The sequence below is a fragment of the Rubrivivax sp. A210 genome, assembly GCF_904426505.1.
In the GTDB taxonomy this organism is placed as follows: domain Bacteria; phylum Pseudomonadota; class Gammaproteobacteria; order Burkholderiales; family Burkholderiaceae_C; genus Rubrivivax.
Genome location: NZ_CAJGBN010000004.1, coordinates 20528 through 35182 on the forward strand (window position 1 = coordinate 20528; position 14655 = coordinate 35182).

Genomic DNA, 14655 nt, shown 5'->3' on the forward strand with positions numbered 1-14655 from the left:
TTCGGCGGCAGTTGCGCAGAGTCTAGGTCAATCAAATAGGGTTGGATAGGGTGAAGCTGGGTTTGGGCCGGTTGAATCTGCTTCTGTCGGATTTGCTCGCCATGCTGCTGGCGACGACGACCAAAGCGATAGCGCGGCGCGAGGCCGAGGAGGCTCACCGCCTGGCGGCTATCCGGAAGGCGACGGCGTGCAATCTGGCGACGCGCAGATGTTCCGGCTATGTTCGCCGTTGAACCGAGGCCCAGAATGCGAGGCCCTGAAACAAGCAAGCCGCTGGTCGGGCATCGCCCGCAGCGGCTTTGTCGTTGGTACGGCAGGGAGGGCGGTCGCCGCTTGGGGTGGCAAAGCCATGAGCGGGCTTACCGCGCATCAGCCATCATGTGGCAGACCCGCCGCGAATGTCTCTCACGCAAGCGTAGCGCCTGGTGCGACCGGCAGGAATCGAACCTGCGACGTGGCCTTCGGAGGGCCGCATGATATCCACTTCACCACGGTCGCCGGGTGGACCGCGGATTCTAGCGCCCTGGGGCGCGAGGCCGCGAAAACCCGGGCGGTGGCCCTGGGGGCGCTGCCTATAATCGCCCGCTTTTGCCCGCCCCGACCGAGGACTTCATGAGCGATCCCCACGCCCACGCGCAAGACGGCACGCCCCACGACGACGGTCCCCACGAGGGCCCGATACGCACGCCCAAGCAGCTGGTGGTGGCGGTGGTGGCGTCTTTCCTGGTGCCCATCATCGTCATCATCATGCTGGTGAACTTCGTCGACATGGGTGCCAAGCCGGGCGCCGGCAGCGACGGACTGGAGGCCGAGGCGGTGGGCAAGCGGCTGCAGCGCGTGGGCTCCATCGTCATCAAGGATCCGGCCAATGCCGGCCCGGCGCGTGGCGGCGAAGACGTGTTCAAGGGCCAGTGCGCGGCCTGCCATGCCACCGGCGCCGCCGGCGCGCCCAAGCTCGGCGACGCCGCCGCCTGGGGCCCGCGCGTCAAGAACGGCTTCGATGCGTTGCTGACTTCGGCCCTCAAGGGCAAGGGTGCGATGGCGCCCCAGGGCGGCGGCGAGTTCAGCGCCTACGAGATCGGCCGCGCCGTGGTCTACATGGCCAACCAGGGCGGCGCCAAGTTTGCCGAGCCGCCGGCGCCCGCCGCCTCGGCGGCCAGCGCGCCCTGAGCTGTTGGTGCTGAAGCCGCGCCGCGCCCCTCAGGGCGCGGGCCGCAGGCAGTAGCCGAAGCGCGCCGGCATCTCGGCGAAGGGCAGTTCGCGCGGCTGCCAGGCTGGGTTCTCGCCGGCCTCGATGGCCTCGGCCGCGATGCCGGTGTCCAGCGTGTGGACGAGGCCGAAGCCGGCTTCGGTATGCAGGAAGAGCCGGCCCGTTTCATCCATCCAGCTGGCGCGCACCACGCCCGCCGCGGCGCCGGTGTGGCTGTGCACCGGCCAGCCGGGCGCAGCCGTGATGCGCCAGACCCACGGCGCGGCTTCCAGCTCGACGTAGACGCGCTGCGGCCCGTTCTGGAAGAACCAGGCGCCGCGCCCATCGGCGGCGTAGTTGCGGTGGATGAAGCCCAGCAGCTTGTCGTGCAGGATGCGGCTGCCCTTGACGCGCGGAAAGGGGCCGGCGGCCTGGATGCGCTCATCGCGCATGTACCAGTCGCCGCGTGCGTCCAGCGCCAGCCAGCCGTGGCAGTGCGGCACGTTGGGCCATTTGCGCAGCGCGGCGGCGACGATCTCGTCCATGGCCGCGAAGGTACTACAGACGGCCCGTCACGACAGGCTGGCCGCGTGTACCGCCAGCCACCCGCATACCGCCGCCGGCATGGCCAGCACCTGGGCCGGAAAGCCGCCCGCCGGAAAGCCGCAGTGCCCGCCCTGGGCCGGCTGCCACAGCGTGGCCCAGCGGCCGCCGTCGTGCGGCAGCGAGGCCGCCGGCACGAAGGGATCGTTGCGCGCATTGAGCAGCAGTGCCGGGATGCGCAGCCGGCCCAGGTGGGGCGCAGCCGAGGCGCGCGCCCAGTAGTCGGCCGTGCCGCGAAAGCCGTGCAGCGGTGCGGTGAAGGCGTCGTCGAACTCAAAGATGGTGCGTGCCGCGGCCACGCGCTCGCGGTCGAACAGGCCCGGGTGCTGCTGCCACTTGGCCATCGCCTTGGGCTTCATCGTGCGCAGGAAGTTGCGCGCATAGACCTGGCGGTTGAAGCCGGCGTCGATGGCAGCACCGGCGGCGGCCAGGTCCAGCGGGGCGCTGATGGCGGCCACGGCGGCGGCGCTGGCGGCGGCGGACTCGCCCGCCTCCTGGGCCCAGCGCATCAGCGCGTTGCCGCCCAGCGAGACCCCGGCCACCAGCAGCGGCGCGGCGCTGTGCTGGCGCAGGCGATGCAGCATCCAGCCAACTTCTTCGAAATCACCCGAGTGGTAGGCGCGCGGCGCGTGGTTCAGCGCACCCGAGCAGCCGCGGAAATGCGGCACGCTGAAGGCCCAGCCGCGTTGGCGCGCGATGCTGGCAAAGGCCTGGGCATAGGCGCTGGCGCTGCTGCCCTCGAGGCCGTGGAAGAGCACCAGGTGCTGGCGCGGTCCGCTGCCGCCGTCGGCAGGCAGGGCCTGGTGGTCGACATCGACGAAATCGCCGTCGGGCGTGGCCCAGCGTTCGCGCTGCCAGACCGCGGCGCGGCCGTCATGGCGGCGCGCCCGCGTGGCGGCCCAGAGGGTTTGCAGATCGCCGCCGGGCAGCCAGCGCGGGGCGCGGTAGTTGAAGCCGTCGAAGGCAGGGGTCGCTGACAAGTGGTGGGGTGGGCAGGGCCGCGCGCCGGCGCCTCAGTGCAGTGTGGACGGTGGCTCGACGGTGACGGCCAGCGTCGTCGGCTCCTGCACCATGGCGGGGCTGGCGTGGTGGGCGGCCAGGCGCCAGCCCTGGGCCGTCTTGACGTAGAGGTTGGTGGCCAGCACCCAGCCGGTCTGGGGGCCGTCCTCGCCCATGGCATCGATGCGCTCGACCAGGTGGTGCAGCGCGCTGCCGGGCAGCATCAGGCGGTGTACCGCCTGGGGCTGTACGGGCACGCCGCCCTGGGCGAAGACGGCCTCGAAGCTGGCGCGGATGGCGATGGGCCCCACCACGCGCGGGCCGCCGGGGTGGATGCAGACGATCTCGTCGTCGTCGGCCCACACGGCCATCATGCGGTCGAGATCGCCGCGCTGCAGGGCCTCGTAGAACTGGGCCTCGACATCGTCGGGGCTGCCACCGAGCGTGGCGGCCGGCGGTAGCGGATGCCGGCTCATCGCGGCGAGAGGGTGCGAACGGTCAAAGGGCGCATGCTGCCGATTGTAGGAAGGCGCGGCCCCGGCCCGCCGCATCCCGCCTTGCCGCATCACCCGGCTGCGGCCGCCTGCCTGATCCAGCGCCACAGGGTTTCGAGCAGTTCGTCGGGGTTGACGGGCTTGGACAGGAAGTCGCTCATGCCGGCGTCCAGGCAGCGTGCGCGGTCGTCGGCAAAGGCGTTGGCGGTCATCGCGATGATGGGGATGGCGCGGCCCTTGTCGGTGGCGCGGATCAGCCGCGTCGCGTCCAGGCCGTTGAGGTGGGGCATCTGCATGTCCATCAGCACCAGCGCATAGCTGCCGCGCGCCGCCATGTCGGCGGCGGCGCCACCGTCGCCCGCGGTGTCCACCAGCAGCCCGGCGTCCTCCAGGATCATGCGCGCCACTTCCTGGTTGATGGGGTCGTCCTCGGCCAGCAGCACGCGGTGGCCCTGCAGCGCCTGGCGGCGCGTCTCATGGGCCAGGTGGCGCACGGCCGTCTCGGGCGGCTTGCCGTGGTGGGCGATCCTCTTCTTGAGCCGGGCCGTGAACCAGAAGGTGCTGCCTGCGCCCTGGCGGCTTTCGACGCCGGCGGCACCGCCCATCAGCTCGGCCAGCTTGCGCGTGATGGCCAGGCCCAGGCCGGTGCCGCCGAACTTGCGCGTGGTGGAGTTGTCGGCCTGCTCGAAGGCCGAGAACAGCCGCCCCAGGGCCTCGGGCGCGATGCCGATGCCGGTGTCCAGCACCTCGAAACGCACCAGCACGCTGTCGGGAAAATCCTGCTCGACGCGCGTGCGCAGCGTGATGCGGCCGCTGTCAGTGAACTTCACCGCGTTGGCGGCGTAGTTCAGCAGCGCCTGTTGCAGCCGCGTGCTGTCGCCCAGCAGCGCCTGCGGCATGGGTTCGGTCTCGACGCGGAAGGCGATGCGCTTGGCCTGGGCGCGGTCCAGCAGCATCGAGGCGACATTGGCCGCGATGGTGCCGACATTGATCTCGGCCTCCTCGAACACCAGCTTGCCGGCCTCGATCTTGGACAGGTCGAGCACCGAGTTGATGGTCTCCAGCAGGTGCATCACCGCGGCATCGATCTTCTCCAGCCGCTCGGCCTGTTGCGGCGCCACGCCGGCGCGGCGTATCAGGTAGGCCATGCCGGTGATGGCGTTGAGCGGCGTGCGCAGCTCGTGGCTCATGTTGGCCAGGAAGGCGCTCTTGGCGCGATTGGCGGCCTCGGCCAGGTTCTTGGCTTCTTCCAGCTCGAGGTTGCGCGCCAGCAGGATCTGCTCCAGCCGCCGCTGCTCGGCCACGTCGCGGGCGGCGGCAAACACGCCCAGCACGCGGCCGCGGTCGTCGCGGTAGACCGAGGCGTTGTAGAGCACGTCGGTGATGCGGCCCGAGCGGTGGCGGATGGCCAGGGCGTAGTCGCGCACATAGCCCTGCGAGAACACCTGCTCGTAGCCGGCGCGGGCGCGCGCCGGCTCGGTGAAGTAGTCGCTGAAGTCGGTGCCGATGAGCTTCTCGCGCGCCACGCCGGTGACCTGCACCGAGGCCTCGTTGACGTCGGTGATCTTGCCCTCGGCGCTGATGGTCACCAGCGGGTCCAGCGAGGCCTCGATCAGCGTGCGCGCGTACTGCGAGGCCTGCTTCTGCTGCGTCACGTCGCGGGCGGCGGCGAACACGCCCAGCACATGGCCGTCGTCGTCGCGGTAGACCGAGGCGTTGTAGAGCACGTCGGTGATGCGGCCCGAGGCATGGCGGATGGCCAGGGCGTAGTCGCGCACATAGCCCTGCGAGAACACCTGCTCGTAGCCGGCGCGGGCGCGTGCCGGCTCGGTGAAGTAGTCGCTGAAGTCGGTGCCGATGAGTCTTTCGCGCGCCACGCCGGTGACCTGCACCGAGGCCTCGTTGACGTCGGTGATCTTGCCCTCGGCGCTGATCGTCACCAGGGGGTCGAGCGAGGCCTCGATGAGGCTGCGCGCATAGTTCGTCATGGACCGGGCTCCTGTGCAAGCCTGCTGACGGGGCCGGCGGGTCTCGGGCCCTGATTGGCTCATGGTTTTCGGCCATTCTGGGGCGATCTGAAGCACCGCGCGCAGCGCTTATGCTGGCCCGATGTTCAAGCAGTTCTCGCTTCCGGCCCTGGTCTCGGGCTTCGTCGCCGTGCTGGTGGGGTTCACCAGCTCGGTGGTCATCGTCTTCCAGGCCGCGGCGGCGCTGGGCGCCACGCCGGCGCAGACGGCCTCGTGGATCTGGGCCCTGGGCCTGGGCATGGGCGCCACCAGCCTGGGCCTGAGCCTGTGGTACCGCCAGCCGGTGCTGACCGCCTGGTCCACGCCCGGCGCGGCGCTGCTGGTCACCGCTGGCGCCGGCGTGCCCATGGCCGAGGGCGTGGGCGCCTTCATGCTCTGCGCCGCCCTCATCACCGTGGCCGGCGCCAGCGGCTGGTTTGCGCGCGTGATGGACCGCATCCCGCAGGCGCTGGCGGCGGCGCTGCTGGCCGGCGTGCTGGCGCGCTTCGCCTTCGACGCCTTTGCCTCGCTGCAGCGCGAGTTCACGCTCGTCAGCGTGATGTTCGCCGTCTACCTGATCGGCCGCCGCTTCTGGCCGCGCTATGCCGTGCCCTCGGTGCTGGTGGCCGGCGTGGCGGTGGCGTTGGCGCGCGGCCAGCTGCATTTCGAGGGCGTGCAGTGGGCGCTGGCGGTGCCGGTGTTCACGGCGCCGCGCTTCAGCCTGGCGGCGGCCATTGGCGTGGCGCTGCCGCTCTTCGTGGTCACCATGGCCTCGCAGAACCTGCCCGGCGTGGCGGCCCAGCGCGCCGCCGGCTATGCCGTGCCGGTGTCGCCGGTGATCACCACCACGGGCCTGGCCACGCTGCTGCTGGCGCCCTTCGGTGCCTATGCCCTCAACCTGGCGGCCATCACCGCGGCCATCTGCATGGGGCGCGAGGCCCACGAAGACCCGGCGCGGCGCTGGGTGGCCAGCGCCGCGGCCGGCGTGATCTACATCGTCGTGGGCCTGCTGGGCGGTGCGGTGGTGGGGCTCATCGCGGCCTTTCCGAAGGAGCTGGTGCTGGCGGTGGCGGGCCTGGCCCTGCTGTCCACCATCGGCGGCGGGCTGGCCGCGGCGATGCGCGACGAGGGCCAGCGCGAGCCGGCGCTGATCACCTTTCTCGTCACCGCCAGCGGCCTCACGCTGTGGGGCGTCGGCGCGGCCTTCTGGGGCGTGGTGGCCGGCGTGCTGGCGCTGGGGGTGCAGCGCCTGCGCCTGCCGCCATCGGCGCCGCGCCGCCTGTTGTGACACAGTGGCGGCCCCACCGCCCGAGAGGCCCGACGCCGTGAACCTGCTCTTCGTTGCCGACCCGCTGGAAACGTTCAAGACCTACAAGGACAGCACTTTCGCGATGATGCGAGAGGCCGCCGCCCGCGGCCACGCCATCTGGGCCTGCGGCCCGCAGGACTTGCGCTGGCAGCGCGGCGCCCCGGTGACGGCCGCGGCACGCGCCATCCGCCTGACCGGCCACACCGACGATCCCCACGACTGGTTCACCGTGCTGAGCGAGGAGCCGCTGGCCCTGCGCGACGCCGGCGCGGTGATCATGCGCAAGGATCCACCCTTCGACAGCGAGTACTTCTACGCCACTCACCTGCTGGGCCAGGCCGAGCGCGAGGGCGCACGCGTCTTCAACCGGCCGCAGGCGCTGCGCGACCACCCCGAGAAGCTGGCCATCCTCGAGTTTCCCGAGTTCATCGCCCCCACCCTGGTGGCGCGCGACGAGGCCGCCATCCGCGCCTTCCACGCCGAGCACCGCGACATCATCCTGAAGCCGCTGGACGGCATGGGGGGCATGGGCATCTTCCGCGTCGGCGCCGATGGCCTCAACCTCGGCAGCATCATCGAGACGCTCAACCGCGGCGGCGCGCAGACGGTGATGGTGCAGAAGTACCTGCCCGAGATCGTCAAGGGCGACAAGCGCGTGCTGGTGATAGGCGGGCAGGCCGTGCCGTATGCGCTGGCGCGCATCCCCCAGGGCAGCGAGATCCGCGGCAACCTGGCCGTCGGCGGCAAGGGCGTGGCCCAGCCGCTGAGTGCGCGTGACCGCGCCATCGCCGAGGCCCTAGGCCCGGTGCTGGCGGCGCGCGGCCTGCTGCTGGTGGGGCTGGACGTGATCGGCGACTGCCTCACCGAGATCAACGTCACCAGCCCGACCTGCTTCCAGGAGATCACGCAGCAGAGCGGCTTTGACGTGGCGAAGATGTTCGTCGATGCGCTGGAGCGGGCGCTGCAGTGAGCCTGCACGCGCTGATCGACGCCGGCCGAGGCTGGGATGCCGAATACGCCAGCGGCCTGTCCAACCACCTGCCGATGGCACTGACGGCCCTGGCTGCGCTGGGCGCCGACGAGGCGCGGCTGCAGCAGTTTGCGGCCGGCTACAGCACCCGCCTGCGGCCGGCGCCGGCACGCGAGGAATGGCCGGCCGGCGACCCCTGGGCCGGCCGCCTGGGCGATGTGGCGGCCTGGCCGGCCTACCGCTCGCTGTTCGGCCAATGGCTGCAGTACGAGAGCGTCGATGCCGTGCTTGCCCAGGCCCTGCCCCAGCTGATGCCGGGCGTGGGCGCGGCGGCCTTCCACGGCCTCATCCGTGTGGCCGCGGCGCTGCGCGCCGGCCATGCAGATGAGCTGGCCGATGCCCTGGCCTACTGGGCCTGCCGCTGGCTCGATCTGGGCCAGCATCAGGCGGCCGGCCGCGTGGCCGACCCGGCGCGTCTGCTCGCCCGCCTGCCGGCGGCGGCCACGAGCGGCGGGCTGATCTTCGAGCGCATGCGTGCCGCCGCGGCCCAGCCCGGCTTCAACGCCGTGGTGGCGCAGTGGAAGCCCGGCGAGCAGGCCGAGCAGGGCCTGGCCCGCCTGGCGCGGCTGGCGGCGCGCATCCATGCCGCCAGCGGCGGCTTCACGGCGCTGCACCTGGTGACCAGCGCCCACGCGATGCGCCTGCTGCTGCCCTTCGTCGACGAGCCCCTGCCGGCCCTGCGCAGCTACTGGCGCGCCTTCGCCGCGGCGGTGGCGGCCAGCGGCGCGGCCGATGGCGCGCTGCCGGACCCCCGGCCCTGGGACGAGTTGGTGGCGGCGGCGCTGGCGCAGGCCGACGACCATGTGATCAAGCTCGTCGACGCCTGCCGCGAGGAGCAGCAGGCCCATGGCGGCGACTGCGACTGGCAGCGCGCCGCCACGCGTGCGCTGGCCGGCGCCTGAGCGTGGGGCTACGATAGGTCGCAGCGGCAGCAATCCCGGCCGCGGGAGCTTGACGATGAAGCCGAAACTTCCGAGCCGCCACTGGCTGCTGGCCGGCGCCCTGGCCGCCGCCGCCTGCGCCGCCCAGGCCCAGAGCGCGCCGCGCGCCGGCCCCTTCATGGTCGCCGCCGTCGGCCGCAGCGACTACAACTACGACTGCTACATCTTCGCCGACTGCAGCAACGCCCGCGCCACCAGCGGCAAGCTGGGCTTCGGCTATCGCTTCGGCACCTTTGCCGTCGAGGGCTGGTGGAGCGACTTCGGCCGCGGCAACACCAATGACCCCGGCGGCAGCCTGCGCCTGCAGGGCCTGGGCGCCAGCGCGAGCTGGCTGATGCGCTTTGGCGAGGTCGCCGAAGGCCTGCTGCGCGCCGGCCTGGCCGACACCCGCTACACGCGCACCCGCTTCGGCGACCGAACCACGGCCAGTGAATTCCAGCCCACCTTCGGCCTCGGCATCGGCTTCATCGTCACGCCGCAGATCTCGGTCGAATTGGCCTGGGACGTGACGCGTGGTGACGCGCCCGACACCGGCACCGTGCTCGTCAACGCCGCCTCGGTGGGCCTGCGCCTGCGCTTCTGAGCCGGGGCCGGCTTGGGGCCATGACCCAGGCCTGACAATGCCGGCATGGCCCTGCTCACCCTTGCCGACGCCCATCTCGCGTACGGCCACGTTCCCCTGCTCGACGGCGCCGCGCTGGCTTTGGAGGCCGGCGAGCGCGTCGCGCTGATCGGCCGCAATGGCGCCGGCAAGTCCAGCCTGCTCAAGATCCTGGCCGGGCTGGAAAAGCCCGACGATGGCCAGCTCCAGCTCCAGGGCGGGCTGCGCCGTGTCTACGTGGCGCAGGAGCCGCTGTTCGACCCCGGCCACACGGTCTTCGAGGCGGTGTCGGAAGGCGTGGCCGAGGCGCGCGAGCTGCGCGAACGCTTCGAGCGCCACGCGCCGGAAGACGATCTCGACGCCCTGCAGACCCGGCTCGAGGCTCTGGGCGGCTGGACCTGGGAGCAGCGCGTCGAGCAGGCGCTGCAGCGCCTGCGGCTGCCTCCCGAGGCGGTGGTGGACGATCTTTCGGGCGGCACCCGCAAGCGCGTCGCGCTGGCACGCGCCCTCGTCACCGCGCCCGAGCTGCTGCTGTTGGACGAGCCCACCAACCACCTCGACGTCGACGCCATCGAATGGCTGCAGGAGCTGCTGCGCGACTGGCGCGGCGCCCTCGTGCTGGTCTCGCACGACCGCGCCTTCATCGACGCCGTCGCCACGCGCATCGTCGAGCTCGACCGCGGCCAGCTGCGCAGCTATCCGGGTTCGTTCGCGACCTATGAGGCGACCAAGGCGCGCGAGCTGCAGGACGAGGCGCTGGCCAATGCCCGCGCCGAAAAGCTGCTGGCGCAGGAAGAGGTGTGGATACGCAAGGGCGTCGAGGCGCGGCGCACGCGCAGCGTCGGCCGCGTCGCGCGCCTGGTGAAGCTGCGCGAGCAGCGCGCCGCGCGCCGCGACACCCTGGGTCAGGTGAGGCTGGAGGTGGGCAGCGGCCTGCCGCCGGGCAAGATCGTCGCCGAGCTCACCGATGTGGGCATGCGCTTCGGCGACAAGCAGCTGATCACGGGCTTCACCGCCACCATCCTGCGCGGCGACAAGGTCGGCCTCATCGGCCCCAACGGCAGCGGCAAGACGACGCTGCTCAAGCTCATCCTGGGCGAGCTGCAGCCCACCAGCGGCAAGATTCGCCAGGGTGCGCGGCTGCAGGTGGCCTATTTCGACCAGATGCGCGCCGCGCTCGACCTCGACGCCACGCTGGCCGACACCATCAGCCCGGGCAGCGAATGGATAGAGATCGGCGAAGGGCCCAAGGCGACGCGCAAGCACGTCATGAGCTACCTCACCGACTTCCTGTTCTCGCCCGAGCGCGCCAATTCGCCGGTGCGCACGCTCTCGGGCGGCGAGCGCAACCGCCTGCTGCTGGCGCGATTGTTCGCGCTGCCGGCCAATGTGCTGGTGCTGGACGAGCCCACCAACGACCTCGACATCGACACGCTGGAGCTGCTGGAAGAGCTGTTGCAGAGCTATGCCGGCACCGTCTTCCTGGTCAGCCACGACCGCCGCTTTCTCGACAACGTGGTCACCAGCACCATCGCCTGGGAAGGCGACGCCGCTTTCGGCGGCCGCCTGGGCCTGTGGCGCGAGTACGAGGGCGGCTACGAGGACTGGAAGCTGCAGCGCAGCCGCGCCAAGGTGGCAGCCGCGGCGGCGCCGTCAGCGTCCACTCCCGGCGCTGCCGCGGCCCCGGCGCGCTCGGCGGCGCCGGCCAAGGCCAAGCTCAGCTACAAGGAGCAGCGCGAGCTCGACGGCCTGCCGGCGCGCATCGAAGCGCTGGAGGCCGAGCAGAGCGAGATCCACACCCAGCTCGCCGACGGCAGCCTCTACGGCCGCGAGCCCCAGCGCGCCGCCACGCTGGGCCAGCGCGCCGAGGCCATCGAGGGCGAGCTGATGGCGGCGCTGGAGCGCTGGGAACTGCTGGGCAGCCGCCAGGGATGAGCGGCGGCATCGACATCCCGGCCTCGGAGCCGCAGCTGGCCACCCTGGCCAACGGCCTGCGCGTCGTCACCCTGGCCCAGCCCTGGCGCCAGACCCTGAGCCTCAGTCTCTTCGTGCGCACCGGCAGCCACCACGAGGCCCCGGGCCAGAACGGCATCAGCCACGTCGTCGAGCACATGGCCTTCAAGGGCACGCGCACGCGCGACTGCCAGTGCATCAACCTCGACGCCGAGCGCCTGGGCGCCGAGGTCAATGCCCACACCGACAAGGATCACACGGCCTTCCACATCGACGGACTGGCGCGCGACCTCGAGGTTTTCGTGCCCATGCTGGCCGACATCGTGCTGGACAGCACCTTCCCGGCCGACGAGCTGGAGCGCGAGCGCCAGGTCATCCTGCAGGAGCTGGCCGAGTACGACGAAGACCCCGAGGCCATCGCCTTCCAGCTCTTCGACCGCGCCTGCTGGGGCCTGCACGCGGCGGCCCAGCCGGTCATCGGCCGGCGCGCCAACATCGCCCGCTTCACGCGCGACGACCTGCTGGCCTACGTGACGCGCCAGTACACGGCGCGCAACGTGGTGGTGGCGCTGGCCGGCGACCTCGATCCTGACCGCTGCCTGCGCGTGGTGGAGGCCGGCTTCGGCGCCATGGCCGCAGGTGCCGAAAACGCGGTGGCCGCGCCCGCCTGGCATGGCGGGCTCAAGCTGCGCCGCATGGCCGGCAGTGGTCAGACCCACATGGTGCTGGGCTTCCAGGCGCCCACGCTCGCCGATGACGCCCATCTGCCCTATGTGATGGCGGCGGCGGTCTTCGGCGAGGGCATGAGCTCGCCCCTGCTCGACCAGATCCGCGAGCGCCGCGGCCTGGCCTATTACGCCGCCTGCTCGGCCGATCTGCTGGCGCTGACTGGCCAGTTCGTGGTCGAGGCCAGCACCGCGCCCGAGCGCGCCGGAGAATGCCTGGGCGAGATCGCCCGCCTGCTGCGCCAGCAGGCCGAGGCGCCCGACGCCGTGGCCTTCGAGCGCGCCCGCCAGCAGCTCGTCGTGCGCGCGCTGCGGGCTCACGAGCAGCCGGCGCGGCGGCTGGAGGCGGCGGTGCAGGAGGTCTACACCCACGGCCGCCCGCGCAGCACGGCTGAACACTTGGCGCGCCTGCAGGCGGTGACGCCCGATCAGGTGCAGCAGACCTTTGCCACCCTGCTGGCCAGCCCGCCCGCCGTGGCCCTGGCCGGCAGCGTGCCGGCACGCATGCGCGAGCGCGTGGCGGCGCTGTTCAGCCCCGATGCGGCGACCCACGCGCCGCCAGTCGCGCGACGGCCTCTGCGGCGGTGACGATGGCAATGCCCTGCACGCTGCCCAACGGCAGGAGGTCGCGCTTGTCGCCCGAGGCGATGAGATCGGCCTGTCCGCTGACGGCCGCGGCGATGACGTGATCGTCATCAGGATCGGTGGGGACGATGCGCGGGGTCTCCGCGGGTGAGACCACGACGGCAATGCGCCGCAGATCGTCGACCAGGCCCTGCGGCGTGAGCCCGGCCTGGGCCAGCCTGGCAGCGAACTTGGTGCGCATCAGCACCCGCAGCAACTCGGCAAGCAGCGCCTCGCTGGTGCAGAGTTCGAATTCGCCGGCCTTTGCACCATCGATCAGCCGCCGCGGCAAGCCGGCGGCGATCACGCCCGAGACGAGCAGGTTGGTGTCCAACACCATGCGCACGGGCGAGGACCGGGTCAGGTGGCCAGCGTCGTGCGCCCTTGCTGCCGCGCCGCCTGAATCTCGGCCTCGACCTCGTCTTCGCTGAGGCCAGGCAGACTCAGCGCGTCCAGACGCGCCAGGCCCTCGGTGAGTCGCTGCGCCGCTGCCGCGCGTTCCTCGCGAGCGGCCAGGAACTCGACGAAGTCTGCCACCTCGGCCACGCGGCTGGGCGGCAGCTTCTTCAGCCGCTCGATCAACTGTGCCTCGACTGCCGTCACTGCCTGCTCCTTCTGCGCTTTACCCTGGCCGGTGGTTCTCATCATCGCCCGCGTGTCGGCTCACGGCAAGCACGGCGCCGGCCGTCAACGCAACTATCCCGCCCGCAGCGCCGCCAGCCGCTGCCAGAAGCGTGGCTCCTGCGCGCTGGCGAAATTGATGCGCATCAGCGTCGTCGGCCTTGGCGTGGCGTGGAAGAGGGTGCCGGGGGCGGTGAGCCAGCCTTCGTCCAGCAGGACCAGCGCCAGGGCCTCGGTGTCGCAGCCGACGTCGATCCAGCCGAAGAGCCCGGCCGGCGGCGTGACGAAGCGGCAGCCGGCACCGCGCGCCAGCGCCACCGTGCGCTCGCGCGCCGCGTCCAGGCGCGCCGTCACGCGCTCGGCATGGCGGCGCAGGCTGCCCTGCTGCAGACACAGGCCCACGGCATGTTCCAGCGGCGCGGGCGTGGTCAGCGTGGTCACCAGCTTGGTGTCGATCAGGCGCTCGGCCAGGGCCGGCGCGGCGGCGGCATAGCCCACGCGCCATTGCGGCACCAGGATTTTCGAGAAGCCCGAGACATAGACCGTGCGGCGCAGGCCGTCGAGCTGGGCCATGCGCGTGGCGTGGGCCGGCGCCAGCCAGCTGTAGGTGTCGTCCTCGACGACGGTGAAGTCGTGCGCCTCGGCCAGGCGCAGCACCTGGTGGGCCTGGGCCGGCGTCAGCGTCTGGCCGGTGGGGTTGTGCAGCACCGAGACGGTGACGTACAGGCGCGGCCGGTGCTCGCGCAGCAGCGCCTCCATCACCGCCAGGTCGGGCCCGCCGTCGGCGCCGCTGCCGCGCGGCACCGGCAGCAGCTTGACGCCCATGCGCGTGAGGCGGGCGTACTCGACAGCCCAGCCGGGCTCGTCGACCAGCACCGCGTCGCCCGGCTGCAGCAGGGTGCGGGCGACGAGGTCCAGCGCATGCGTGGCGCCCACGGCCGTGACGATCTGCCCGGGCGCGGCGGCGATGCCGATGTCGGCCAGGCGGCGCGACAGCGCGTTGCGCAGCGTCGCGTCGCCGGCCGGCTCGCCATAACGCAGCCACGCCGCCGGATCGGCGCAGACGCGGCGCAGCGCGCGTTGCAGCAGCGGCGCGTCCAGCCAGCCCTCGGGCAGGGTGCCCATGCCGGGCGCGGAAAGGCTGCCCTGGGCCTGGAACATGCCGCGGATCAGCGCCGTGGCGTCCACCGGCGCCGGCAGGGCCGAGCGTGCCGCGGCCGGCGCCGCCGGGGCGGTGCTCTCGCGCACGAAGAAGCCGCGCTGCGGACGCGCCTGCACCAGGCCGCGCGCCTGCAGCAGGTCGTAGGCGCCGACCACGGTGCTGGGGCTCACGCCCTGGCGCGTGGCGCAGTCGCGCACCGAGGGCAGGCGGGCGCCCGGTGCCAGCAGGCGCTGGGCGATGCGCTCGGCGATGCGCGCCGCCAGCTGCTCGGCCAGCGTGGCCCCGGCGGCACGCGGCAGCAGCGGGTGATCGGAAGGGCTGGGGGTGTCTGGCGCGCTCTGTGTGGTTGTCATCATCGGTACAGATTGCTGATCTGTGGCTGTTAATGTACTGCTTCT

At 72.1% G+C, this 14655-nt stretch carries 14 protein-coding genes and 1 tRNA gene; 7 read left to right on the forward strand and 8 right to left on the reverse strand.

Going from position 1 to position 14655, the window contains the following annotated elements:
- Positions 1 to 423: 423 nt before the first annotated feature.
- A tRNA-Arg gene (locus tag JMV16_RS05060) sits at positions 424 to 498 on the reverse strand.
- A gap of 114 nt (positions 499 to 612) precedes the next feature.
- Here JMV16_RS05060 and JMV16_RS05065 point away from each other — a divergent pair.
- Positions 613 to 1170, forward strand: coding sequence for a c-type cytochrome (locus JMV16_RS05065; RefSeq protein WP_201493096.1), 558 nt, complete (start codon positions 613 to 615; stop codon positions 1168 to 1170).
- Between the two features lie 30 nt (positions 1171 to 1200).
- On the opposite strand, the gene JMV16_RS05070 is transcribed toward JMV16_RS05065, so the two are convergent.
- From JMV16_RS05070 to JMV16_RS05085, 4 genes are all read right to left on the reverse strand, one after another.
- Positions 1201 to 1734, reverse strand: a complete 534-nt coding sequence (locus JMV16_RS05070) for a DUF2946 family protein (RefSeq protein ID WP_201493097.1) — start codon at positions 1732 to 1734, stop codon at positions 1201 to 1203.
- A 27-nt stretch (positions 1735 to 1761) separates the two neighbouring features.
- Positions 1762 to 2772, reverse strand: a complete 1011-nt coding sequence (locus JMV16_RS05075; protein WP_201493098.1) for a YheT family hydrolase — start codon at positions 2770 to 2772, stop codon at positions 1762 to 1764.
- A 33-nt stretch (positions 2773 to 2805) separates the two neighbouring features.
- Entirely contained in the window at positions 2806 to 3267 is a 462-nt protein-coding gene (locus tag JMV16_RS05080; protein ID WP_201493099.1) for a YybH family protein, read from the reverse strand.
- Positions 3268 to 3356: 89 nt separating this feature from the next.
- The gene (locus tag JMV16_RS05085) at positions 3357 to 5273 is read right to left on the reverse strand and encodes a PAS domain-containing hybrid sensor histidine kinase/response regulator (RefSeq protein WP_201493100.1); all 1917 of its coding nucleotides are present in this window, start codon (positions 5271 to 5273) and stop codon (positions 3357 to 3359) included.
- Between the two features lie 121 nt (positions 5274 to 5394).
- On the opposite strand from JMV16_RS05085, the gene JMV16_RS05090 reads away from it, so the two are divergent.
- From JMV16_RS05090 to JMV16_RS05115, 6 genes are read left to right on the forward strand one after another with little or no spacing between them, the layout of a single operon-like run.
- Positions 5395 to 6579 (forward strand): benzoate/H(+) symporter BenE family transporter, encoded by a 1185-nt coding sequence (locus JMV16_RS05090; protein WP_201493101.1) that lies wholly within the window; start codon positions 5395 to 5397, stop codon positions 6577 to 6579.
- A gap of 37 nt (positions 6580 to 6616) precedes the next feature.
- Positions 6617 to 7570, forward strand: coding sequence for a glutathione synthase (gene gshB, locus JMV16_RS05095; protein ID WP_201493102.1), 954 nt, complete (start codon positions 6617 to 6619; stop codon positions 7568 to 7570).
- On the forward strand, positions 7567 to 8532 hold the full coding sequence (locus tag JMV16_RS05100; RefSeq protein WP_201493103.1) for a questin oxidase family protein: 966 nt from the start codon (positions 7567 to 7569) through the stop codon (positions 8530 to 8532). Before gshB ends, JMV16_RS05100 begins: the two co-directional genes overlap by 4 nt.
- 55 nt (positions 8533 to 8587) lie before the next feature.
- A complete protein-coding gene (locus JMV16_RS05105; RefSeq protein ID WP_201493104.1) occupies positions 8588 to 9154 on the forward strand; it encodes an outer membrane beta-barrel protein in 567 nt (188 codons plus the stop codon).
- A 45-nt stretch (positions 9155 to 9199) separates the two neighbouring features.
- Entirely contained in the window at positions 9200 to 11107 is a 1908-nt protein-coding gene (locus JMV16_RS05110) for an ATP-binding cassette domain-containing protein (RefSeq protein ID WP_201493105.1), read from the forward strand.
- Positions 11104 to 12438: a M16 family metallopeptidase gene (locus JMV16_RS05115; protein WP_201493106.1), complete on the forward strand. Its 1335-nt coding sequence runs from the start codon at positions 11104 to 11106 to the stop codon at positions 12436 to 12438. The genes JMV16_RS05110 and JMV16_RS05115 overlap by 4 nt, the downstream gene beginning before the upstream one ends.
- Here JMV16_RS05115 and JMV16_RS05120 read toward each other — a convergent pair.
- The 3 genes from JMV16_RS05120 to JMV16_RS05130 all read right to left on the reverse strand — a co-directional run bounded on the left by JMV16_RS05120 (position 12380) and on the right by JMV16_RS05130 (position 14613).
- Entirely contained in the window at positions 12380 to 12814 is a 435-nt protein-coding gene (locus JMV16_RS05120; RefSeq protein ID WP_236580371.1) for a putative toxin-antitoxin system toxin component, PIN family, read from the reverse strand. The two genes, JMV16_RS05115 and JMV16_RS05120, sit on opposite strands and share 59 nt — an antisense overlap.
- 20 nt (positions 12815 to 12834) lie before the next feature.
- Complete coding sequence (locus tag JMV16_RS05125) at positions 12835 to 13077, reverse strand: DUF2281 domain-containing protein (RefSeq protein WP_201493108.1); 243 nt, start codon at positions 13075 to 13077, stop codon at positions 12835 to 12837.
- Positions 13078 to 13170: 93 nt separating this feature from the next.
- A complete protein-coding gene (locus tag JMV16_RS05130) occupies positions 13171 to 14613 on the reverse strand; it encodes a PLP-dependent aminotransferase family protein (protein WP_236580365.1) in 1443 nt (480 codons plus the stop codon).
- Positions 14614 to 14655: the final 42 nt, after the last annotated feature.

What these genes read in the sequence shown, in the direction of transcription:
- JMV16_RS05065 (WP_201493096.1), top strand. Translation starts at nt 613, where the DNA reads ATGAGCGATCCCCACGCCCACGCGCAAGACGGCACGCCCCACGACGAC.
- JMV16_RS05070 (WP_201493097.1), bottom strand. Translation starts at nt 1,734, where the DNA reads ATGGACGAGATCGTCGCCGCCGCGCTGCGCAAATGGCCCAACGTGCCG.
- JMV16_RS05080 (WP_201493099.1), bottom strand. Translation starts at nt 3,267, where the DNA reads ATGAGCCGGCATCCGCTACCGCCGGCCGCCACGCTCGGTGGCAGCCCC.
- JMV16_RS05085 (WP_201493100.1), bottom strand. Translation starts at nt 5,273, where the DNA reads ATGACGAACTATGCGCGCAGCCTCATCGAGGCCTCGCTCGACCCCCTG.
- JMV16_RS05090 (WP_201493101.1), top strand. Translation starts at nt 5,395, where the DNA reads ATGTTCAAGCAGTTCTCGCTTCCGGCCCTGGTCTCGGGCTTCGTCGCC.
- JMV16_RS05105 (WP_201493104.1), top strand. Translation starts at nt 8,588, where the DNA reads ATGAAGCCGAAACTTCCGAGCCGCCACTGGCTGCTGGCCGGCGCCCTG.
- JMV16_RS05110 (WP_201493105.1), top strand. Translation starts at nt 9,200, where the DNA reads ATGGCCCTGCTCACCCTTGCCGACGCCCATCTCGCGTACGGCCACGTT.
- JMV16_RS05115 (WP_201493106.1), top strand. Translation starts at nt 11,104, where the DNA reads ATGAGCGGCGGCATCGACATCCCGGCCTCGGAGCCGCAGCTGGCCACC.
- JMV16_RS05120 (WP_236580371.1), bottom strand. Translation starts at nt 12,814, where the DNA reads ATGGTGTTGGACACCAACCTGCTCGTCTCGGGCGTGATCGCCGCCGGC.
- JMV16_RS05130 (WP_236580365.1), bottom strand. Translation starts at nt 14,613, where the DNA reads ATGATGACAACCACACAGAGCGCGCCAGACACCCCCAGCCCTTCCGAT.